Annotated in this window: 21 protein-coding genes, 1 tRNA gene, 1 pseudogene and 1 riboswitch; of the genes and pseudogenes, 5 read left to right on the top strand and 18 right to left on the bottom strand. The window is 72.7% G+C overall.

What is annotated here, in order from left to right; translation table 11 throughout:
- Positions 1–57 precede the first annotated feature (57 nt).
- The 13 genes from ACFWR9_RS09355 to ACFWR9_RS09415 all read right to left on the bottom strand — a co-directional run bounded on the left by ACFWR9_RS09355 (position 58) and on the right by ACFWR9_RS09415 (position 10,705).
- Positions 58–131: transfer RNA gene (locus ACFWR9_RS09355), tRNA-Pro, on the bottom strand.
- Between the two features lie 102 nt (positions 132–233).
- A complete protein-coding gene (locus ACFWR9_RS09360; protein WP_383838013.1) occupies positions 234–1,550 on the bottom strand; it encodes an MFS transporter in 1,317 nt (438 codons plus the stop codon).
- 198 nt (positions 1,551–1,748) lie between these two features.
- Positions 1,749–2,108 carry an MmcQ/YjbR family DNA-binding protein gene (locus ACFWR9_RS09365; RefSeq protein WP_383838016.1) on the bottom strand — a complete coding sequence of 120 codons (360 nt, stop codon included), beginning with the start codon at positions 2,106–2,108 and terminating at the stop codon, positions 1,749–1,751.
- 30 nt (positions 2,109–2,138) lie between these two features.
- Positions 2,139–2,672, bottom strand: a complete 534-nt coding sequence (locus ACFWR9_RS09370; RefSeq protein WP_383838019.1) for a GNAT family N-acetyltransferase — start codon at positions 2,670–2,672, stop codon at positions 2,139–2,141.
- Positions 2,669–3,247 (bottom strand): helix-turn-helix domain-containing protein, encoded by a 579-nt coding sequence (locus ACFWR9_RS09375; RefSeq protein WP_383838022.1) that lies wholly within the window; start codon positions 3,245–3,247, stop codon positions 2,669–2,671. Before ACFWR9_RS09375 ends, ACFWR9_RS09370 begins: the two co-directional genes overlap by 4 nt.
- Positions 3,248–3,293: 46 nt before the next feature.
- Positions 3,294–4,196 carry a LysR family transcriptional regulator gene (locus ACFWR9_RS09380; protein ID WP_383838025.1) on the bottom strand — a complete coding sequence of 301 codons (903 nt, stop codon included), beginning with the start codon at positions 4,194–4,196 and terminating at the stop codon, positions 3,294–3,296.
- A 29-nt stretch (positions 4,197–4,225) separates the two neighbouring features.
- Positions 4,226–5,419, bottom strand: coding sequence for a glycine C-acetyltransferase (locus ACFWR9_RS09385; RefSeq protein ID WP_383838028.1), 1,194 nt, complete (start codon positions 5,417–5,419; stop codon positions 4,226–4,228).
- 41 nt (positions 5,420–5,460) lie between these two features.
- Positions 5,461–6,489: an L-threonine 3-dehydrogenase gene (gene tdh, locus ACFWR9_RS09390; protein ID WP_383838031.1), complete on the bottom strand. Its 1,029-nt coding sequence runs from the start codon at positions 6,487–6,489 to the stop codon at positions 5,461–5,463.
- Between the two features lie 177 nt (positions 6,490–6,666).
- Positions 6,667–7,242 (bottom strand): GAF domain-containing protein, encoded by a 576-nt coding sequence (locus tag ACFWR9_RS09395; protein WP_383838034.1) that lies wholly within the window; start codon positions 7,240–7,242, stop codon positions 6,667–6,669.
- Entirely contained in the window at positions 7,239–7,868 is a 630-nt protein-coding gene (locus ACFWR9_RS09400) for an ATP/GTP-binding protein (protein WP_383838037.1), read from the bottom strand. The genes ACFWR9_RS09395 and ACFWR9_RS09400 overlap by 4 nt, the downstream gene beginning before the upstream one ends.
- A complete protein-coding gene (locus ACFWR9_RS09405; RefSeq protein ID WP_161332607.1) occupies positions 7,846–8,220 on the bottom strand; it encodes a DUF742 domain-containing protein in 375 nt (124 codons plus the stop codon). The genes ACFWR9_RS09400 and ACFWR9_RS09405 overlap by 23 nt, the downstream gene beginning before the upstream one ends.
- A 2-nt stretch (positions 8,221–8,222) precedes the next feature.
- Positions 8,223–8,657 carry a roadblock/LC7 domain-containing protein gene (locus ACFWR9_RS09410; protein ID WP_122616453.1) on the bottom strand — a complete coding sequence of 145 codons (435 nt, stop codon included), beginning with the start codon at positions 8,655–8,657 and terminating at the stop codon, positions 8,223–8,225.
- 41 nt (positions 8,658–8,698) lie between these two features.
- Positions 8,699–10,705, bottom strand: coding sequence for an ATP-binding protein (locus ACFWR9_RS09415; protein ID WP_383838042.1), 2,007 nt, complete (start codon positions 10,703–10,705; stop codon positions 8,699–8,701).
- A gap of 357 nt (positions 10,706–11,062) precedes the next feature.
- On the opposite strand from ACFWR9_RS09415, the gene ACFWR9_RS09420 reads away from it, so the two are divergent.
- Genes ACFWR9_RS09420 through ACFWR9_RS09430 form a run of 3 tightly spaced genes read left to right on the top strand, consistent with a single transcriptional unit; the run spans position 11,063 to position 12,525 of the window.
- Positions 11,063–11,404, top strand: a complete 342-nt coding sequence (locus tag ACFWR9_RS09420) for an ArsR/SmtB family transcription factor (protein ID WP_383838045.1) — start codon at positions 11,063–11,065, stop codon at positions 11,402–11,404.
- Positions 11,405–11,407: 3 nt separating this feature from the next.
- A complete protein-coding gene (locus ACFWR9_RS09425) occupies positions 11,408–11,905 on the top strand; it encodes an SRPBCC family protein (protein WP_383838048.1) in 498 nt (165 codons plus the stop codon).
- Positions 11,905–12,525: a dihydrofolate reductase family protein gene (locus tag ACFWR9_RS09430; RefSeq protein ID WP_383838051.1), complete on the top strand. Its 621-nt coding sequence runs from the start codon at positions 11,905–11,907 to the stop codon at positions 12,523–12,525. Before ACFWR9_RS09425 ends, ACFWR9_RS09430 begins: the two co-directional genes overlap by 1 nt.
- A gap of 918 nt (positions 12,526–13,443) precedes the next feature.
- On the opposite strand, the gene ACFWR9_RS09435 is transcribed toward ACFWR9_RS09430, so the two are convergent.
- Positions 13,444–14,637 (bottom strand): MBL fold metallo-hydrolase, encoded by a 1,194-nt coding sequence (locus tag ACFWR9_RS09435; protein ID WP_383838054.1) that lies wholly within the window; start codon positions 14,635–14,637, stop codon positions 13,444–13,446.
- A 75-nt stretch (positions 14,638–14,712) separates the two neighbouring features.
- Between ACFWR9_RS09435 and ACFWR9_RS09440 the strand changes: the two genes are divergently transcribed.
- Entirely contained in the window at positions 14,713–15,348 is a 636-nt protein-coding gene (locus ACFWR9_RS09440) for a TetR/AcrR family transcriptional regulator (RefSeq protein ID WP_383838134.1), read from the top strand.
- A gap of 68 nt (positions 15,349–15,416) precedes the next feature.
- On the opposite strand, the gene ACFWR9_RS09445 is transcribed toward ACFWR9_RS09440, so the two are convergent.
- Positions 15,417–16,202, bottom strand: a complete 786-nt coding sequence (locus tag ACFWR9_RS09445) for an SGNH/GDSL hydrolase family protein (protein WP_383838137.1) — start codon at positions 16,200–16,202, stop codon at positions 15,417–15,419.
- Between the two features lie 205 nt (positions 16,203–16,407).
- Positions 16,408–17,325, bottom strand: a complete 918-nt coding sequence (locus tag ACFWR9_RS09450; protein ID WP_383838057.1) for a peptidoglycan DD-metalloendopeptidase family protein — start codon at positions 17,323–17,325, stop codon at positions 16,408–16,410.
- A gap of 4 nt (positions 17,326–17,329) precedes the next feature.
- Positions 17,330–17,487, bottom strand: a riboswitch (cyclic di-AMP (ydaO/yuaA leader).
- Positions 17,488–17,913: 426 nt separating this feature from the next.
- Here ACFWR9_RS09450 and ACFWR9_RS09455 point away from each other — a divergent pair.
- Positions 17,914–18,711, top strand: a complete 798-nt coding sequence (locus tag ACFWR9_RS09455) for a tyrosine-protein phosphatase (RefSeq protein WP_383838060.1) — start codon at positions 17,914–17,916, stop codon at positions 18,709–18,711.
- A gap of 13 nt (positions 18,712–18,724) precedes the next feature.
- Here the strand turns inward: ACFWR9_RS09455 and ACFWR9_RS09460 are convergent, their stop codons facing one another.
- Together ACFWR9_RS09460 and ACFWR9_RS09465 are read right to left on the bottom strand one after the other, a co-directional pair.
- Positions 18,725–18,847 (bottom strand): DUF6126 family protein, encoded by a 123-nt coding sequence (locus ACFWR9_RS09460; protein WP_383838063.1) that lies wholly within the window; start codon positions 18,845–18,847, stop codon positions 18,725–18,727.
- Positions 18,844–19,166 (bottom strand): annotated as a pseudogene (locus tag ACFWR9_RS09465) (cupin domain-containing protein); the annotation flags it as partial. The gene ACFWR9_RS09460 and the pseudogene ACFWR9_RS09465, both read right to left, overlap by 4 nt.
- Positions 19,167–19,185: the final 19 nt, after the last annotated feature.

The following is a 19,185-nucleotide window of genomic DNA, read 5'->3' on the forward strand; positions in this document are numbered from 1 at the left end:
GGACCCGCGGCGCGCGGGCGTAGCGCGCCGCGGCCCCCCCCCCCCCCCTTCGCCGTGTCGGGACGACAGGATTTGAACCTGCGACCCCTTGACCCCCAGTCAAGTGCGCTACCAAGCTGCGCCACGTCCCGTTGCCCGTCTGACCTGGGGTTTCCCCCGGCCGAACGCGCAGGAAAACCATACCGCACTCGGGCCCGTGGTCGCGCATCGCTTTTCCCGGGCGGGCACCCCGGTCAGCACTTATCGGCCCGGGACGGCTCGGTCTCCCGCGCCGTCCGTCCCGAGCCGGTCGTGGCCGCGTCGACCCGCACCAGGCCGCGCACGGCCGGTATCAGGAGCAGGGCCGCGCACACGGCGAAGCTGGTCGCGCCGGAGACGAGCAGCACGTGGTCGGCGCCCAGTGCCGAGGCGGCGGGGCCGGCGAGGGCCTGGCCGACGGGCATCATCGCGAGCGAGCCCGCGACGTCGTAGGCGTGGATGCGGTTGAGCACGTCGGGCGGCACCTGGGTCTGCACGCTCGTCGCCCACATCACGCCCCAGAAGGACATCCCGGCCCCGGCGACGGCGGCTCCCGCCGCCATGGCGGGTACGTCGAGCCCGGCCCCGACGCTCGCCGGGAAGGCGGCGAAGCCGACGAGGGCGATCGCCCCGGCGCGGAGCATGCGGCGGGGCCGCAGCCGCAGGGCGAGGAGGCCGCCGACGACGGTTCCGGCGCCCAGGGCGGAATTGACCAGGCCGTAGGCGCGTGCGCCGTGCTCCTGGACCACCTCGGCGGCCACGAGGGGGACCGTCGGGCCCCAGACGGCGATCATGTAGACGCACCAGACGGCGATGACGCTCCACAGCCACCGGCGGGCGAGGAACTCCCGCCAGCCCTCGGCAAGGTCGGCGCGGAAGGCCTTCGTCCGCGGGCCGGTCGCGGTCCGGCCGCCCGGGGCGAGCGGGGGCAGCCGGAGCAGCAGCAGGCACCCGGCGCTGACCGCGTATGTGGTGGCGTGGGCGGCGAAGACCCCGCCGGGTGAGGCGAAGCCGACCAGGAGGCCGGCCACGGCGGGCCCGGCGAGCTGGGCGGCGGACTCGGCGACGCGTATCGCGCCGTTCGCGCCCTGGATGTCGGCGGCCAGGCGGGGCACGGTGCTGGCGACGCCGGGCTGGAAGACGGCGCTCGCGACACCGTTGACGAACCCGATGGCGCAGATCTGCCAGAGCACGACGTGTCCGGAGAAGAAGAGGACGGCGGCCGCGGCCTGGGTGCCGAGCCGCACCAGGTCTGCGCCGATCATCAGCCTGCGGGTGCTGAAGCGGTCCGCGAGGACCCCGCCGAAGACGACCAGTCCGGCGAAGGCGGCGGCGGTCGAGGCCATGGCGAGGCCGACCGCGCCTGCCCCGTACCCGTGCTGGAGCAGACCGGCGGCGAGCGCGACGGGCAGCATGGTGTCGCCCAGCCGGGCGATGGCCCGCGCGGCGAAGAACAGCGCGAAGTCGCGCGACCAGACGGCTCGCGCCGCCGTCGTGCCCTCGTGCGTGGGCTGCGAGGCCGTCCCGGCCATCCCGCGCTCCCCTCCCCGGCCGGCCCCCGCCGGCCACCCGCCCCTTGCGGCCCCTACGGGCCCGCTGCTGCTCCTTGCAGCTCCCCCGCTGCTCCTCGCGCGCGTCGTACGTCCGACAGCCGGTGCCCCCCTCCGGCCCCGGCTGTCACGCGTGTCCCCGGATCATGCCACGGGGCACCGACAACGCCCGAGGGGTTTTCAGCCGCCGGCCGGCAGCCCCAGCCGCGGGTGGGCCTCCAGGAGACGGGCCGGGGCCGCCTGGCGCCAGGAGTCGGCGAGGATGTCGCGCAGCTCGTCCTCGCCGTCCAGGGCGGCGAGCCGGGCCCGGACCCAGGCGAACTGCGCCTCGTGACCGGCGATCCAGAACTTCCCGGGCTCGGCCAGCACCAGTTCGTCGCGCTCCTCCTTGGGGCAGCGCACCGCGATGGAGGTCTCGTCCTCGGGCAGCGTGGCGAACATCTTCCCCGCGACCCGGAACGTGGGCATGTTCCAGGCGATCTTCTCCGTGGTGTCCGGCAGGGACAGGGCGACACGGCGTACGTCTTCGGCGTCCGGCATGTCAGGCACGCTATCCGCCGCCACTGACAATCACCCGGCGGCGGAGGGGACGCCGACCTGCTTGTAGTACAGCGTCGTCGCCCGCAGCTCGCCGCCCGGGTCCGCCGCGTAGCCGGGGATGGTGCCGGCCCGGGTCCACCCGGCGGAGCGGTAGAGGTGTTCGGCGGGGCTGCCGGTCTCGGTGTCCAGGTGGAGCAGGGTGAGGCCGGCCGCGGCGGCCGACTCCTCGGCGGCCGTCAGCAGCCTCCGTCCCACGCCTCGGCCGTGGACGGCGTCGGCCACCATGAGTTTGACCAGTTCGGCGCGGTGGCGGCTGTTGGGCTTGTCGGGCAGGGCGAGGCTCACGGTCCCGCACACCCGCTCCCCCTCGTGCGCCACCCAGACGGCCAGCTCCCCGGCGGCCACCGCGCGGACCCGGGTCCGCCACCAGTCGAGGGCCGGGTCGCGGTCCAGCGGCGCGAGGAAGCCGACCGACGCGCCGCCGTCCACGACGTCGGTCAACAGATCCGCCAACTCCTCCAGCAGCGCGGCCAGTCGGTGCTCGTCGACGCGGCTGACGATCACGGCAGCACCACCGCCAGCACGTAGCGCGTCTCCTCCGGGCCCGCGCACCGGAACCTCGTCGCCCCCCACACCCGCATCCGCAGGCAGTCCCCGGTGCCGAGGTGGTGCGGGACGTCCTGGGAGGTCACCTCCAGCGCGCCGGCCAGCACCCAGACGTGCTGTTCCAGACCGGGGACGGGCGGCCGGTCGTAGGCGATGTCCGCGCCGGGGGCGAGCCGTCCCTCGACCAGTTCGCCGCGCAGACCGGCGTGCGGCGGGGACACCGAGCGGCGCACGAAGCCGGCGGCCCGGTCCTCCCACTGTGGCTGCTCCTCGGCCCGTACCAGCAGCGCGGGTTCCGCCTCGACCTCGCCGAGCAGCCGGGACATGGTCCGGCCGTAGACCGCGCACAGGCGGTTCAGCTGGGCGGCGGTGGGGCTGGTCTCCGCGCGCTCGGCCCGGGACAGCGTGGACCGGCTCACTCCGCTGCGCTCCGCCAGCTCCCCCAGCGACCAGCCGTGCTCGGCCCGCAGTTCGGCGAGGCGGGCGGCCAGCCGGGCGTCCACGAGGTCGGAAGCCCCGTCGTCGTCTCTCATATCAGGGACGCTATCCCGGATACGAGACGTTCGCGTTACGGAAGCCTCACGCCCGGGCCACCTCGTCGAGCGCGTCAAGGACCGGCCGGATCAGCGGGTGCTCCTCGGCCCCCCGGCGTACGGCCGCGAAGACCCGGCGGGTCGGCGCGACCCCGTCGACCGGGCGGACGACCACGCCGGTGAGGTCGGTGCCGTGCAGCGCCGAGCGCGGGATCAGCGCGACACCGGCGTCGGCCGCGGCCAGCGAGACCACCGCGCGGAAGTCGTCCGAGGAGTGCTCCATGCGGGGCTGGAAGCCGGCGCTCTCGCAGGCCAGCACGACGACGTCGTGGCACGGGTTGCCCGGGTAGGGGCCGATCCAGGTGTCCTTGGCCAGCTCCGCGAGCGGGACCTCGTCGGCGCCGGCGAGGCGGTGGGCGACCGGGACGACCGCGTCGAAGGGCTCCGCGTACAGCGGGACGTGGGTCAGCCGCGGGTCGTCGGCGGGCGGCGCCCCGCGGTACTCGACGGCGACGGCCACGTCGACCTGCCGGTCCAGGACCATCGGCAGGCTGGCGTCGCCCTCGGCGTCCTGCACGCGGATGCGGATGCCGGGCGCGGACTCGGCGAGGCGGGCCAGCGCGGGCGCGACGACCAGGGCGATGCCGGTCGCGAAGGAGGCGACGGTGACGGTGCCTGCGGCGCCCGAGCCGTAGGCGGCGAGTTCGGCCTCGGCCCGCTCCAGCTGGGCGAGGACGGCGTTGGTGTGGCTCAGCAGGATCTCGCCCGCGGGGGTCAGCCGTACGCCCTTGGCGCCGCGCTCGACCAGGCGGTGGCCGGTCTCCTGCTCCAGGGCGGCCAGCTGCTGGGAGACCGCGGAGGGGGTGAGGTACAGCGCGGCGGCAGCCGCCGTCACGGTGCGGTGGTCCGCCACCGCCCGGAGGATGTGCAGCCGCCGCGCTTCGATCACGGGATCGATTCTCTCAGGTCACCGGCGCTTCAGGTGGCGAGCTGCTCCCGCGCCGCGACGAAGGCGTCCACCGCGCGGTTCACGTCGTCCGTGGAGTGGGCGGCGGACAGCTGGACGCGGATGCGGGCCTTGTCCTGGGGCACGACCGGGTAGGAGAAGCCGATGACGTAGACGCCGCGCTCCAGCAGCAGCTCGGCCATGCGGCCCGCCTCGGAGGCGTCGCCGATCATCACCGGCGCGATGGCGTGGTCGCCGGGGAGGATGTCGAAGCCCTCCTCGGTCATCCGGCGGCGGAACAGGGCGGTGTTCTCGGCGAGCCGGACGCGCAGGTCGTCGGCCGACTCCAGCAGGTCGAGGACCTTCAGCGAGGCGGCGGCGATCACCGGGGCCAGCGTGTTGGAGAAGAGGTAGGGCCGGGACCGCTGGCGCAGCAGGGCGACGATCTCCGCGCGGGCGGCGACGTAGCCGCCGGAGGCGCCGCCCAGCGCCTTGCCGAGGGTGCCGGTGATGATGTCGACGCGGTCCATGACGCCGTGCAGCTCGGGGGTGCCGCGGCCGCCGGGGCCGACGAAGCCGACAGCGTGCGAGTCGTCGACCATGACCATGGCGCCGTAGCGGTCGGCGAGGTCGCAGATCTCGTCGAGGGGGGCGAGGTAGCCGTCCATGGAGAAGACTCCGTCGGTGACGATCAGCTTGCGCCGGGCGTCGCCGGCCGCCTTGAGCTGCGCCTCCAGGTCGGCCATGTCGCGGTTGGCGTAGCGCAGGCGCTTGGCCTTGCTGAGGCGGATGCCGTCGATGATCGAGGCGTGGTTGAGGGCGTCGGAGATCACCGCGTCCTCGGGGCCGAGGAGGGTCTCGAAGACGCCGCCGTTGGCGTCGAAGCAGGAGGAGTAGAGGATCGTGTCCTCCTGGCCGAGGAACGCGGAGAGCCGGGCCTCCAGTTCCTTGTGCACCTCCTGGGTGCCGCAGATGAAGCGCACGGAGGCCATGCCGTAGCCCCAGCGGTCCAGCGCCTCGTGGGCGGCGGCGACGACCTCGGGGTGGTCGGCGAGGCCGAGGTAGTTGTTGGCGCAGAAGTTGAGGACCTCGCCGGGGCGGCCGCCGGCGGTGACGGCGACGGTCGCGGACTGCGGGGTGCCGATCACGCGCTCGGGCTTGTGCAGGCCGGCGGCGCGGATCTCGTCGAGGGTGGCGCGCAGGTCGTCGCGCACGGAGTCGAACATCTCTGAAGCTCCTAGGAGTACGTACGGGTGGGCGCGGTGGCTTACGCGGTCCAGTCGAGGATGACCTTGCCGCCCCGGCCGCTGGCGGCGTCGGCGAACGCGGCCTCGAAGTCGCGGTGGGAGTACCGGCCGGTGATCACGGGGGCGAGGTCGAGGCCGCCTTCGAGCAGCACGGACATGGCGTACCAGGTCTCGAACATCTCGCGGCCGTAGATGCCCTTGACGGTGATCATCGAGGTGACGATCCGCGCCCAGTCGACGGGGAACTCCTCGGCGGGCAGGCCGAGCATCGCGATCCGGCCGCCGTGCGTCATGTTGGCGATCATGTCGCGCATGGCCTCGGGGCGGCCGGACATCTCCAGGCCGATGTCGAAGCCCTCGCGCAGGCCGAGTTCGCGCTGCCCGTCGGCGATGGTGGCCTTCGAGACGTCCAGGGCGAGGCTCACCCCGACCTTGCGCGCCAGGTCCAGGCGCTCCTGGCTGACGTCGGTGATCACGACGTTGCGTGCCCCGGCGTGCCGGGCGACGGCGGCGGCCATCAGGCCGATCGGCCCGGCGCCGGTGATCAGGACGTCCTCGCCGACCAACGGGAAGGACAGGGCGGTGTGCACGGCGTTGCCGAACGGGTCGAAGATCGCGGCGACGTCGAGGTCGACGGGGACGCGGTGCACCCAGACGTTGGTGGCGGGCAGGGCGACGTACTCGGCGAACGCCCCGTCGCGGCCGACTCCGAGCCCGACGGTGGCGCGGCACAGGTGGCGCCGGCCGGCCAGGCAGTTGCGGCACTTGCCGCACACCAGGTGCCCTTCGCCGCTGACCCGGTCGCCGGCCTTGATGTCGGTGACGTCCCGGCCGGTCTCGACGACCTCGCCGACGAACTCGTGCCCGACGACGAGCGGGGTGCGGATGGCCTGCCGCGCCCAGCCGTCCCAGGCCCGGATGTGCAGGTCGGTGCCGCAGATGCCGGTACGCAGCACCTTGATGAGGACGTCACCGGGTCCGACGACGGGCTCGGGCACGTCCGCGAGCCACATACCGGGCTCCGCCTTCTCCTTGACCAGCGCCTTCAACGCTACGGCTCCTGACGGGTGAGACCCCGGGACCGCGCACGCCGAGGCGGCCCGCGTCCGGGGAGGGGAGGGGGATCGCACTGCAATCTGCCGTACGACACCGCCCCGGGTCCATCGAGCCTTTCTTAAGCCCGGCCGCAGCTTTCCTTCACGCCGCCCGCCCGCCGCCCCGCGCCCTCACAGCGGGAGCCCGTCCTCCGCGCTGCGCTCGATGCGGCGTACGAGGTCGGCAGCCGTCGACTTGATCGTCGCCAGGCCCGCCGTGCCCCAGGTCCGGGGCCGTACATCGGCGGCGGACACCGTGCCGAGGACGGTGCCCGTGCTGTCGATGAGCGGGGCGCCGAGGTAGGAGCGGATGCCGAACTCGTCGACGACCGGGTTGCCGGCGAAGCGCGGGTAGTCGCACACGTCCTCCAGGACGAGGGCCTTGCGCCGGACCACCACGTGGGGGCAGAAGCCGTGGTCGCGGGGCTGGACGCGGCCGAACTCGGGGCTGGTCCCGTCCCCCCGGGTCACCGGCGGGATGTCGGGGACCCGCAGGCCCGCGAAGAACTGCCCGCCCTCGACCAGGAAGTTGACCATCCCGTACGGCGCCTCGGCGAGGCCGGCGAGGTGCGCGGCGAAGGTGTCGAGTGCGGGGTCGGGGCGTTCCACCAGGCCGAGCAGGCGCAGCCGTCGTACCCGGGCGGGGGCCTCCCGGTCCTCGGGGGTGAGCAGCAGGCGTCCGGCCGGGCGCGGCGGGTCGTAGGTCATGGGCGGGCTCCGGCGCCGTACCCCGTCGTGGGGGCCGGTGTGTGGGCGATGAGGTGGCGTACGAGGGTGAGCAGGGTCTGTACTCCGGAGCTGGAGATCCGGGCGTCGCAGCGCACGATGGGGATCTCGGGGTGCAGGTCCATGGCGGCGCGCACCTCCTCGGGGTCGTAGCGGTAGGAGCCGTCGAACTCGTTGATCGCGACGACGAAGCCGAGGCCGCGTTCCTCGAAGAAGTCGACGGCGGCGAAGGACTCCTCCAGCCGGCGGGTGTCGGCGATGATCACGGCCCCGAGCGCGCCCTCGCACAACTCGTCCCACATGAACCAGAAGCGTTCCTGGCCGGGTGTGCCGAACAGGTACAGGACGTGTGCGGGGTCGAGGGTGATGCGGCCGAAGTCCATGGCCACGGTCGTTTCGAGTTTGTTCTCGATTCCGTCGAGGTTGTCGGTCGCGGCGCTGACCGTGGTGAGCAGTTCCTCCGTGCTCAGCGGCGCGATCTCGCTGACGGCGCCGACGAAGGTCGTCTTGCCGACGCCGAATCCGCCCGCCACGAGGATCTTCAGGGCGGTGGGGAACGGGTCGGCGCCTTCGCCGTGGACGTGGTCAGAGCTGTCGTCGTAGTCCATCGAGCACTGCCTCCAGAAGGGCCCGGTCCGTGGGGTTGTGGTGGAACGCGGCGGGGGGTTTGGTGGTCAGCGCGCCGCAGTCGACGAGGTCCGAGAGCAGCACCTTGGTGACCGCCACCGGGAGCCGCAGGTGCGCGGCCAGTTCGGCGACGGGGAGCGGCGCCCGGCACAGGTCGAGTACCTGCGTGTGCTCGGGTCCGAGGTAGCCGAGGGGGGTCGTCCCCGTGGCCATCACCTGGGACATCAGGTCGAGCGCGACGGTGGGCCGGGTACGGCCGTTGCTGACGGTGAAGGGGCGCACCAGCCGTCCGGCGGCGTCGTCGAGCCAGGGCCCGTCGCCGGCCGCGGCCACCCTCAAGGCCTCATCGCCGGTGGTTCGACGGCGTGCTGCCGGGGCGCGGTGGCCAGGTAGGGGCGGACGCTCTTGACGAGCATGGCCATCTCGTAGCCGAGCACGGCGGCGTCGGCCTCCCGGCCGGCCAGCACGGCGAGGCAGGTGCCGGATCCGGCGGTGGTGACGAAGAGCAGCGTCGAGTCGAGTTCGACGACGACCTGTCGCACGTCCCCGCCGTCGCCGAAGCGGACGCCGGCGCTGCGGCCGAGGGAGTACAGGCCGGAGGCCAGGGCCGCCATGTGGTCGGCGCTGTCGGCGTCGAGACCGTGGACGGACTTCACCAGGCCGTCGCAGGACAGGAGCACCGCGCTGCTCGTGTGCGGCACGCGCTGCACGAGGCCGCTCATCAGCCAGTCGAGGTCGGACACTTGGCCGGTCGGCGCATCGCTCGCCATGGTGGATCGACTCCTTGGGGTACGAAGGTCTGCGGGGGCGTTCATCCGGACTGGTCCCGGGGGGTCGGCTCCAGGTGCGGTGCGGCCGGGTGGGGTGGCGGGGTGGGGGCGGGCGCCGTGTGGACGGAGTCCGTGCGGACCGGCTCCAGGGAGGTCGGCTCCCGGTGCTGCTGGGCCTCCGCGAGGCCGATGCCCCGCTGGAAGGCCGCCATCAGACCGGGGTCGTGACCGGTGTACCGCTCGGGTTCCTGGCGCGGCGCCGGGCCGCCGCGCAGCTGGGGCGCGAGGTGCTCCTGGGCGCGGCGGCGGGGCAGTTGGGGCTTGCCCATGGTGCCGCGCACCGCGCTGTGGCGCGGGACGGGCGGCGTGGCCGCGTGTTCGGCGATGACACCGCGGTCGTCGGGTCGTACGCCGGGAACGGCGGCGGCCGGGGTGGGCCGGTTCTGACGCGTACCGCGCACGGGCAGCGGCAGGGGTTCGCCTTCGGCGGCGGTGCGGCCCCGGGAGGGGCGGGACACCGCGGGTTCGGTCGTGGGCGGTGCGGCGGTGGCCGGTACGACGGTCGTTGGTACCGCGGTGGCCGGTACGGCGGTGGCCTCTACGACGGTCGTTGGTACCGCGGCGGGGGGTACGGCGGTGGCCTGTACGACGGTCGTTGGTGCCGCGGCGGGGGGTACGGCGGTGGCCTGTACGACGGTCGTTGGTACCGCGGCGGGGGCCGTCGGAACCGGTGGCGCCGTCGGTGCCGTGGGCGATGGCTGCTGCCGGGGCGGCGGTACGGGGACCGGTTCGGCGGCGGCGGCCTCCGCCGGCCGCGCCGTGCCGCCGGGGAGCGCACCGGGTTCCGTGCCCAGCAGAGCCTGCGGGACGACCAGTACGGCCTGGACACCGCCGTAGATGTTGGTCTGCAGCCGGACGGTGATGCCGTGCCGCTTGGCGAGCTGGGAGACGACGAACAGTCCGATGCGGCCGTCCGCCAGCAGGTGGGCGACGTTGACCTGGTCGGGGTCGGCGAGCAGGGCGTTCATCCGGGCCTGCTCGGCGGTGGGCATGCCGAGTCCGCGGTCCTCGACCTCGACGGCGAGGCCCGAGGCGACGAGGCTGGCGCGCATCAGCACCTGGGTCTGCGGGGCGGAGAACAGGGTGGCGTTCTCGACGAGTTCGGCCAGCAGGTGGATGACGTCGGCGACGGCGTGGCCGCGCAGGGTGCCGTCGATCGGTGGCACCAGCCGGACCCGGGAGTACTGCTCGACCTCGGCGATGGCCGAGCGGAGCACCTCGGTCATGTCCACCGGGTTGCTCCACTGCCGGCGGGAGACGGCGCCGCCGAGCACGGCGAGGTTCTCCGCGTGGCGGCGGATGCGGGTGGCGAGGTGGTCGACGTGGAAGAGGCCCTTGAGGAGGTCGGGGTCCTCGATCTCGTTCTCCAGCTCGTCCAGGATGGAGATCTCGCGGTGCACCAGCGACTGGAGGCGCCGGGCGAGGTTGACGAAGACCTCCAGCTTCTGTTCGCTGCCCGCCTGGCTGGAGAGCTGGGCGGCCCGGACGACGGCGGTGACGGCGCCGTCGTGGGCGCGGGAGAGGTCGGCGGCGAGCAGTTCGAAGCCGTCGGCGTCGTCGGGCGGCCCGCCGCGCGGTGTGCGCCGGGGCGGCGGCTCGCCCCGGCGCAGCGCCTCGACCACGGCACGCAGGTCGCCCTCCTGACGTGCGGTGCCGCGGCGCAGCGCGCCGACGCGTTCGTGCACGGAACGGGCGGCGCGGTCGGCGGCGACGGCGGCGATGACGACGGCCGCGGCGGTCACCGAGACGGCGCCGGCGACCACGGCCCACAGGACAGGGCCGGGCCGGATGCCGGTGGAGCGGACGGTGAACAGGACGACCGCGCAGCCGCTGAGGGCGACCGCGACCGGCGGCAGCACGGCGAGCCGCAGGAGTTGGGGCCGTATGTGGGTCTCGGGCAGCGCGGGGGCGGTGCGGGGGGCCGGCCGGCCGTGCCGCCCGCCCTCACGGCGGTCTGCTCGCGCGGCCGGGGCGCGGAGGTGAGACATCGGGGTCCTCGTACTGGTCCGTCGGTCTGGGTGCTCGCGCGTGGTGACGGAATGCCACGCGGGCAGGCGACGGCACGCGGGCACGCGTCATCGCTGCGTCGACCGAGCGGACCGGGGGATCCGGCCCTACGTCGCCCGACGGACACTGACAGTAGTCGCCTGCCCCTCATGTGCGGTGGGCAGTTACCAAAGTCCCCCGGGCAACGTCCTGCTCTGGTATGAGCCCTCGTACGACAGACCGATAAGCCGGTGAAGCATCCGTTCCGGAAGCGTGGGAGACCGGTCGGACTCGATCAGAATCGGTCACTGCCGGTAGTCGCGACTTGTCGCATGCCGATATAGGCATATGATGGCTCCATGGCACGAGCAGCGACGACGTCGGACGTCTTCAACGCCATCGCCGAGCCGCAGCGCCGGGACATCCTGGCGCTGCTGCGGGCGGGTGAGCGGCCGGTGACCGACCTGGCGCAGGAGTTGGGGATGACCCAGCCGGGGGCGTCCAAGCATCTGCGGGTGCTCCGGGAGGTGGGGTTGGTGCGGGTCCGCGGGGCGGGCAAGCAGCGCCTCTACGGCCTGGACGCCCGTGGGCTGCGGCCGGTCCACGAGTGGGCCGGCGGATTCGAGCGGTTCTGGAACGAGAGTTTCGACCGGCTGGACGCCTATGTGCAGGACCTGAAGCAGACACGGCAGGAGGATTGACCGATGGCAGCGGCAAGGCAAGGAACGGGGGCGACGGCCGACCGGGAGATTGTGATCTCCCGGGGCGTCGACGCCCCGAGGGAGCTGGTTTTCGAGGCGTTCACCGAGGTCCGGCATCTGTCGCGGTGGTGGGGTCCGGAGGGGTTCACCACCACCACGCGGTCCTTCGAGTTCCGCGAGGGCGGGGAGTGGAACTTCGTGCTGCACGGGCCGGACGGAACCGACTACCCCGAGTGGATCCGCTGGCTGCGGATCGCCCCGCCGGAGCGGATCGCGCTGCTGCACGGTGAGTCCCGCGACGACCCGAACGCCTTCGAGTCGATCCTGACCTTCGCGCCGGACGGCGAGCAGACCCGGATCGTGATGCGCACGGTGTTTCCCACGAAGGAACTGCGCGACGAGGCGGTCGAGAAGTACAAGGCGATCGAGGGCGGTCGGCAGACCCTGAGCAACCTGGCTGCCTACGTCGCCGAGATCGTTCGGAAGGGGGCGGAGGGCTGATGGCCGGGAAGGTGTTCTTCAGCGTGTCAATGTCGCTGGACGGGTTCATCGCGCCCGAGTCCCTGGGGGAGTTGATGGGGCGGCAGTGGATGGAGCTCCAGCGGTGGATCTTCCCGACGCGGTTCTTCCGGGAGAACCTGAAGCTGGGCGGAGGCGGCGAGGAGGGGCGCGACAACGACATCGCGCGGGAGACGTTCGAGCGCACCGGCGCAAGCGTCATGGGCAAGCGCATGTTCGACGCCGGCGAGCAGATGTGGCCGGAGGAGGCGCCGTTCCACACGCCGGTCTTCGTCGTGACGCACACCAGGCGTGACCCGTGGGAGCGCCCGGGTGGGACCACGTTCCACTTCGTCAACGACGGCATCGAGGCCGCGCTCGACCAGGCCCGCGAAGCCGCCGGCAACCGCGACGTACGCATCGCGGGCGGCGGCGCGACGATCCTCGAGTACGTCAACGCCGGCCTGATCGACGAGTTCTCGATCGCGCTGTCACCCGTGCTGTTCGGCTCCGGCATCCGCCTGTTCGAGGGCGTGGACGCGTCCAGGGTCGCGCTGGAGCAGGTCCGTTCCGTGCCGTCGTCGCGGGTGACGCACGTGACCTACGCCGTGCGACCACGGTAGCCGCGCCACCCCTCGACCCTCTCCCCGGGCCCGTCCCCGACCGACGCCACCGCTCCCCCGCGAGGTCTACACGCAGTGCTGAGCTGCGGAACTGGAGGGCCTCCCAAGGCTAGGTGCGGTTCTACTTGCCGCGGCGCTGCGGCGGGGGCGGCGGTAGCTCCGCTGTCCGCGCGCTGGGTGGCCGAGCCTGTCTTGTGCTCAGGCACCAAGCTGGTGGCCATCACCAGCGCCAACGCCAACGCCAAGAACGCGGCGTGGCTGAGCGAGGAGTCCACCCGCCCGGCCAGCAACATCGTGAACGAGGGGGCCAGGGCGCTGAATGAACGCGCTGCCCGCGGCGAACAGCAGCATCAGCCCAATTGCCAGGGGCCTGCGGGGCAGCCGCGCGGTCAGCATGGTCACCGCAGGCCCGCCGATCACCACGCCGAGCGCATAGGCGGTCACCGCCTGCCCCGCAGTGCTTTGCGCCCTGGGCCGGTACGCGGCCACCCAGGGGCGCCGTAGTACATCCAGCAGACCCCCCGGCCTCGACGCCACCACACCCGGCGTCCCAGCGCCCTCCTGGAATGGTTCGGTCGTACCCATGCCTAGAGCTCCTTCCGGCCAGTGACCGGACGGTCGGGCTGCCATCTACCGAAGCAAGCCACGCGCTGGCGTCAGTGGCCCCGCCACTCCATCGTCCTCCCTCCGCCACAAGCTCGCCTGCTCCGGCTGCGAAGCGTGACCATGTCTCTCTGCCGCCCGCTCGCCCGAACGGCGATCGCTTGCCCCGCTGGCACCACACTGTCTCCTGCTGATCATTCTGGCCGACGGGTAATGGATGTCGGCCTGGCGCATGTCAGAGAGAACGGCCTCGTGGTCGGAGCGCACGCGTCGGGACGATCGCCCCCAGCTCGTCCCCGGTGTTCTCGACCCATGTCACCGCTCACCAGCAAGGTCGAGATCACCCTTACTCGTCCCGGGCACACCCTCAGCAATCCGCGGACGCCGCCACGGGTTGGCGATCGGATCCGACACCCCCCGCCACCACGCCTCCACCGGCACCTCCCCCGCCGGCTCGAACGGCTCACCCGGCCTGGGGGACGCCACCACCTGGCCAACCTCCTCGGCCGCGTCCTTCGTCCACTCCCCCGGCTCCGCCCACGCATGCGGCGCGAGATTGAACGTTCCCCAGTGGATCGGCAGCAGCACCCCGGTCGGAGCGCCTCCCTGGAGGTCGAGGTGGGCCCGCACGCCCTCCTCGGGGGTCATGTGGATGTCCGGCCAGAACCGGGAGTACGCGCCGAGCTGGATCATCGTGGCGTCGAAGGGGCCGTGCGCGGCGCCGATGTCACGGAAGCCGTCGAAGTAGCCCGTGTCCCCGCTGTGGTAGACGCGGTGCTCCTCCCCTGCGACGACCCACGACGCCCAGAGGGTGTGCTGGGTGTTGCGCAGCCCGCGCCCGCAGAAGTGGCGGGCCGGCGTCGCGGTCAGGGTGAGGCCGCCGACGCGCGTCGACTCGTGCCAGTCCAGCTCCCGCAGCCGGTCGGCGCCGACGCCCCAGTGTTCGAGGTGGGCGCCGACCCCGAGCGGCACGGCGAACAGGGTGTCCGTGCCGGCCAGCGCCAGAATCGTGGGCATGTCCAGGTGGTCGTAGTGGTCGTGGGAGATCACCACGACGTCGACCGGGCCGAGAGCGGCGAGCGGGAGCGGGACCGGGTGCAGCCGCTTGGGCCCGGCGAAGGGGAACGGGGAGCAGCGCTCGCCCCACACGGGGTCGAAGAGCACCCGCCGCCCGTCGATCTCGGCGAGCACGCTGGAGTGCCCCATCCAGGTCAGCCGGAGTCCGGTGGCGGGCGGCCGGGCGAGGTCGGCGAGGGTGGTGGCGTGCACCGGGACGGGGCCGCGCGGGGCGCGGCGGAGCCGGGACTCCCGGTCGAAGTAGATCTTGGCGAACTCACGAGCCGATCCGGAGGGCCGGGTCCGGGTGGTGCCGCCGGGGTTCTGGAAGACGCCGTCACGGAAGTGCGGCGATCTGCGGATGCGCGCCATGCGCTCACCGCTCGGGTCCGCGCCGAAGGCCGCGGGCCGCGGCGTGCGGGGCCCGGGGCCCGGGGAACGGAATCCGGCCACGGTAACCTCCAGGTGGAGTAGGTCAGGCTCTCATTATGGTCGTCTCGTGTGACACCGACTGATCGTGTCCAGGACATGGGGGGACGGGGCGTGGTGAGAGTCCGGTTGACTGTGGCCGAGCGGCGCGAGGAGCTGCTGCGCGCGGCCGTCGAGCAGATATCGGCGCGGGGTGTCGCCGCGCTGCGGATCGCCGACGTGGCGTCCGCGCTCGGGGTGAGCAACGCGTTGGTGCTCTACCACTTCTCCACGAAGGAGAAGCTGGTCGCCGCCGCCTTCGCCCTTGCCGCCGAGGACGATCTGGCTCATCTGCGTGGGCTGCTCGGCCGCCGTACGTCGGCGCTGCGCCGCCTGCGGGCCGCCGTGCGGTGGTACGCCCCGACGGGACAGGCCAAGGGCTGGCGGCTGTGGATCGAGGGCTGGGCGGCGGCGCTGCGCGAGCCCGCGCTGCGGGACGTCACGCGGGACCTGGACCGCCGGTGGAAGGCGGCGATCGCCGAGGTCATCGTCGAGGGGGTGGCCGCCGGGGAGTTCCCGTGCCCGGACCCCGAGGGCGCGGCCCTGCGGCTGACGGCGCTCCTCGACGGGCTCGCCGTGCAACTGACGTCGTACGCGGGCGCGGTGTCGCGGGCCCGGGCGCGGGAGTGGACGGACGAGGCGCTGGCCCGGGAACTGGGCCTGCCGCGGAAGGCGTTGGCCGGCCCACGCCGCTGACCCGCCGCTGACTCGCCGCGCCCCGTCCGGAACCGCCCATCCGGAACCTGCCCGCCCGCACAACGCCCTCACGCCACGGCGGCGATCCGCGTCTTGATGTCGTGCGGCGACAGCGCCCCCTTGGCGGTCACGTGGTCGCCCGAGGACTGGCCACGCAGCCGGCGGCCGATCCACGGCACCAGGTACTCGCGTGCCCAGTGCACGTCGTCCCGGCGGACGTCCAGCGCGCCGCGGTACGGCAGCGGCGGCCAGAGCTGGTCCGGGTCGGCCGGCACCGGCAGGCCGAGGGCCTGTCCCGCGCGCAGCGCCACCCGCGTGTGGCCCTCCGGCGACAGGTGCAGCCGGTCGGCGTCCCACGCCCTGCGGTCCTGGACGCTCCGGAGCGACCAGAGGTCGAGCACCGGGCAGCCGTACCGGTCGGCGATGGCACGGACGTGTCCGTTGTACGTGGCGATCTTGCCGCGCAGATGCCTGAGCACGGGCACGCCTCGGGTGTCGAACCCGGTCGTCACGAGGACGGTGCCGGCCGCTTCGGCCAGCGCGGCCACCGCCCGCTCGAACCGCTCGGCCACCTCGTCGGGATCGGTGCCGGGCCGGAGGATGTCGTTGCCGCCGCCCGCGAACGAGACCAGGTCCGGCGCGAGTTCGGCGACTCGCGGGACCTGTTCGGCCACGATCTGGTCGAGCAGCCTGCCGCGCACGGCGAGGTTCGCGTACGTGAAGTCGCCCTCGGGGCGCCGGTCCGCGAGCAGTACGGCGAACCGGTCGGCCCAGCCGACGAACGCCCCGTCGGGGCCGGGGTCGCCGACACCCTCGGTGAAGCTGTCCCCCAGCGCCACGTACGACCCGATCACTGCTCTGCTGTCATTCTTCGAATCGTCTGCCACATCGGGCCATGATTCACCTTGGAATGTGACCTACGCGACCGTAGGAAGGGATTGACGGTCGGTGAGAAAGGCCACGCCTAAAGGCTTGGTCAATTCCGGAATACACCGAAGGCCGGTCCCGGGGATCGGGGTCCGGCCTTCGGTGGCGTGGGGGCTGCGCCCGAGCCGTGCGTCAGAGAGAGACGCCGTGCGAACTCAGGTACGCGACCGGGTCGATGTCCGACCCGTAGTCCGGCGTGGTGCGGATCTCGAAGTGCAGGTGCGGACCGGTCACGTTGCCGGTGGCACCCGAGAGGCCGACCTGCTGGCCCGCCGTCACCGACTGGCCGGCGGAGACGGAGAGGGAGGAGAGGTGGGCGTACTGGGCGTAGTGGCCGTCGGCGAGCTGGATGACGACCTGGTTGCCGTACGCACCGCCGGGGCCGGCGGAGACGACGGTGCCCGCGCCCACGGCCTTGAGCGAGGTGCCGGTCGGGACGACGAAGTCCGTGCCGGTGTGGTAGCCGCTGGACCACATGCTGCCGGACTGGTGGTACGGGGTACCGACGGTGCCGCCCGCGACGGGGGAGCTGTAACCGCTGCTGGTGCCGGCGTCCGAGGCGGAGGCCTTCTCGGCGTCCGTGGACTTCTCGGCCGGCTTGGCGGGCTTCTCCGCCTCTGCGGGCTTCTCGGCGGCGGGCTTCTCGGCGGCCGGCTTCTCCGACTGGGCGGCCTTGGCGCCGACCGAGAGCTTCAGGCCGGGGTGGATCAGCGACGGGTCCGAACCGACGGCCTCGCGGTTGTCCTCGTACAGCTTCTTCCAGCCGCCGTCGACGTTCTGCTCGTCGGCGATCCGCGAAAGGTAGTCGCCGCTCTTGACGGTGTAGGTCCGCGCGTCCGAGTTCTTCTCGGCGCCATTCGCTGCGGCCTTCTTCGCCGTCGTCGGAATGGACTGCACGGACTGCTCGGAAACGGAGTGCGCGGGGGCGGCGTTGGCGCCGGCGGCCCCGATCAGCGGGAGCGCGAGCGCGGCGCCACCGGTTCCGGCGACGGCGATGGTGCGGGTCAGGCGCATGGCCCTGGTACGGCGGTGCTTACCCTTCGCGGGCATGGTGAATTCCTCTCCGGCGCCTGCGAGGTGAGCTGTCGGGTGCGGGCTGGAGATGCCCGGCCGCGCCGAAACGCGGCTTTACCCCAAGCCGTTCCGGGAACCGGAACAGGCATTCGTACCTGTGGGTCCCCCGCTCCTGCCGGGTACGGGTGGTGGATGAGTGTGGGCTCCGGTCGGCGGCAGGATTAGGCGTCCGTCCGGATCGGTGGTGAACGTAAGGGACCAGGACGCACCCGGACAAGCGAAGGGTTCCACCGGAAGGTGTTCCGATTGATCCTTTACGGGAATATCCGGTCACACTCCGTCGATTCGAGGAATGGCATTTCGAGTGAACGGCCTTGAAAACCGGCTTGATTACGTGAACATGACGGACGACGCACGGTTACCGATATGACGCTGCTCACGCGCCACTTCCTCACCCTTTCGCATTTCAGCGCCAGTTGGGATGAAGGGGTCAATTGGGACAGAAAGCCCGAGGTCCCCCTTAATGCCCTGTGGGTAACTCATTGGCGCAGACAGGGGATGCCGTATCGTCGGGGCGAGCCCGCCGCCGAGCAGCGTCGGCGGGGCGGAGTGGGAGGAGTCCCCGTGACGCAGCAGGTCCCGTCGACCGAACCCGAGCTGACCGGTGTGCGCAATTTCCGGGACGTCGGCGGACTGCCGGCCGCGGACGGGCGACGGGTGCGGCAGGGCGTGCTGTTCCGCAGCGGCCACCTGGCGCACGCCACCGGGGAGGACGCCGCCTTCCTGGCCACCCTGGGCCTGCACACGATCTTCGACTTCCGCAACGCGGCCGACCAGAAGCTGGAAGGCCCGGACGTCGAGCTGCCGGGCGTGCGCAATGTGAACCTGCCGCTGAGCGACCCGGCGGACGGCGCCGAGTTCTGGAAGATGGTCCGCGACGGCGACCTCGACCAGCTGCACGAGATCCTGGCCGACGGCAAGGGCGCCCACCGGATGATCGCGTCCTACCGCACGATCATCCGGGAGCGCACGGCTGAGCACGCCCGGGTGCTGCACGCGCTCGCCGAGGACAGCGTCCCCGCCCTGATGCACTGCGCGGCCGGCAAGGACCGCGCGGGCCTGTCGATCGCGGTCACGCTGCTCGCGCTCGGCGTCGAGCGCGACGCCGTCCTCGACGACTACCTCAAGTCGAACGCCACGCACCGCCGCTACAAGGTGCGCCGCGGCAGCTCCGCCGCCTCGGCCTACTCCCCCGAGATCATGGAGCTGCTCAGCCCCCTGTTCGACGCGCGCGCCGAGTACCTGGCGGCGGCCTTCGACACCGTCCAGGAGACCTGGGGCGGCGTCGACGCCTACCTGAAGCAGGGTCTGCACCTCACCCCGGCGACCCGGGAGCGGCTGCGCGAGCGGATGCTGGACTGACCCGGCGCGACCGCTAGCGGCGGGCGCCCACCTCGAAGAGCAGGTAGAGGAAGCCGCCGAAGACGTGCCCCAGGGCGATGTAGATGAGCAGCCGCACCCACAGGGCACGCGGGAACTTCTCCTCCATGGAGCTCACGGCGTCTCCCCGGGGGCGTCGGGCCGAGGCACAGAGCGGCCGTCGGGCTCTGCAGCAGCGTGTGGACGAAGAGCAGCTCGACCCCTTCGGGGTCCTGTGCCGCGATCCGGTGCGGGGTCAGCGAGTCGAAGTGGGCGCCGTCCCCCACGGCGAGCCGGTGCTCGGTGTCCCCGAGGCGCAGCCGCAGGCGGCCCCTGAGGACGTGCAGCCACTCCTCGCCGAGGTGCACCCGCACGATGTCGCCCTGGAGAAGGCAGCAATATGGACACACCGCCGGCGTGGCACAGCGTGGCCGGGGTCCGTCCGCATACCATCCCGTAACAGGCTGAAGTTGCTCC

This window comes from Streptomyces sp. NPDC058534 (assembly GCF_042717365.1).
Classification (GTDB): Bacteria; Actinomycetota; Actinomycetes; order Streptomycetales; family Streptomycetaceae; genus Streptomyces.

Bases quoted from the DNA above. Each gene is read 5' to 3' on its own strand.
- ACFWR9_RS09360 (WP_383838013.1), bottom strand. From the start codon at position 1,550: ATGGCCGGGACGGCCTCGCAGCCCACGCACGAGGGCACGACGGCGGCG.
- ACFWR9_RS09410 (WP_122616453.1), bottom strand. From the start codon at position 8,657: ATGGCGAGCGATGCGCCGACCGGCCAAGTGTCCGACCTCGACTGGCTG.
- ACFWR9_RS09430 (WP_383838051.1), top strand. From the start codon at position 11,905: ATGGCCGGGAAGGTGTTCTTCAGCGTGTCAATGTCGCTGGACGGGTTC.
- ACFWR9_RS09420 (WP_383838045.1), top strand. From the start codon at position 11,063: ATGGCACGAGCAGCGACGACGTCGGACGTCTTCAACGCCATCGCCGAG.
- ACFWR9_RS09385 (WP_383838028.1), bottom strand. From the start codon at position 5,419: ATGTTCGACTCCGTGCGCGACGACCTGCGCGCCACCCTCGACGAGATC.
- ACFWR9_RS09450 (WP_383838057.1), bottom strand. From the start codon at position 17,325: ATGCCCGCGAAGGGTAAGCACCGCCGTACCAGGGCCATGCGCCTGACC.
- ACFWR9_RS09425 (WP_383838048.1), top strand. From the start codon at position 11,408: ATGGCAGCGGCAAGGCAAGGAACGGGGGCGACGGCCGACCGGGAGATT.
- ACFWR9_RS09365 (WP_383838016.1), bottom strand. From the start codon at position 2,108: ATGCCGGACGCCGAAGACGTACGCCGTGTCGCCCTGTCCCTGCCGGAC.
- ACFWR9_RS09400 (WP_383838037.1), bottom strand. From the start codon at position 7,868: ATGGACTACGACGACAGCTCTGACCACGTCCACGGCGAAGGCGCCGAC.
- ACFWR9_RS09375 (WP_383838022.1), bottom strand. From the start codon at position 3,247: ATGAGAGACGACGACGGGGCTTCCGACCTCGTGGACGCCCGGCTGGCC.
- ACFWR9_RS09440 (WP_383838134.1), top strand. From the start codon at position 14,713: ATGGGGGGACGGGGCGTGGTGAGAGTCCGGTTGACTGTGGCCGAGCGG.
- ACFWR9_RS09415 (WP_383838042.1), bottom strand. From the start codon at position 10,705: ATGTCTCACCTCCGCGCCCCGGCCGCGCGAGCAGACCGCCGTGAGGGC.
- ACFWR9_RS09395 (WP_383838034.1), bottom strand. From the start codon at position 7,242: ATGACCTACGACCCGCCGCGCCCGGCCGGACGCCTGCTGCTCACCCCC.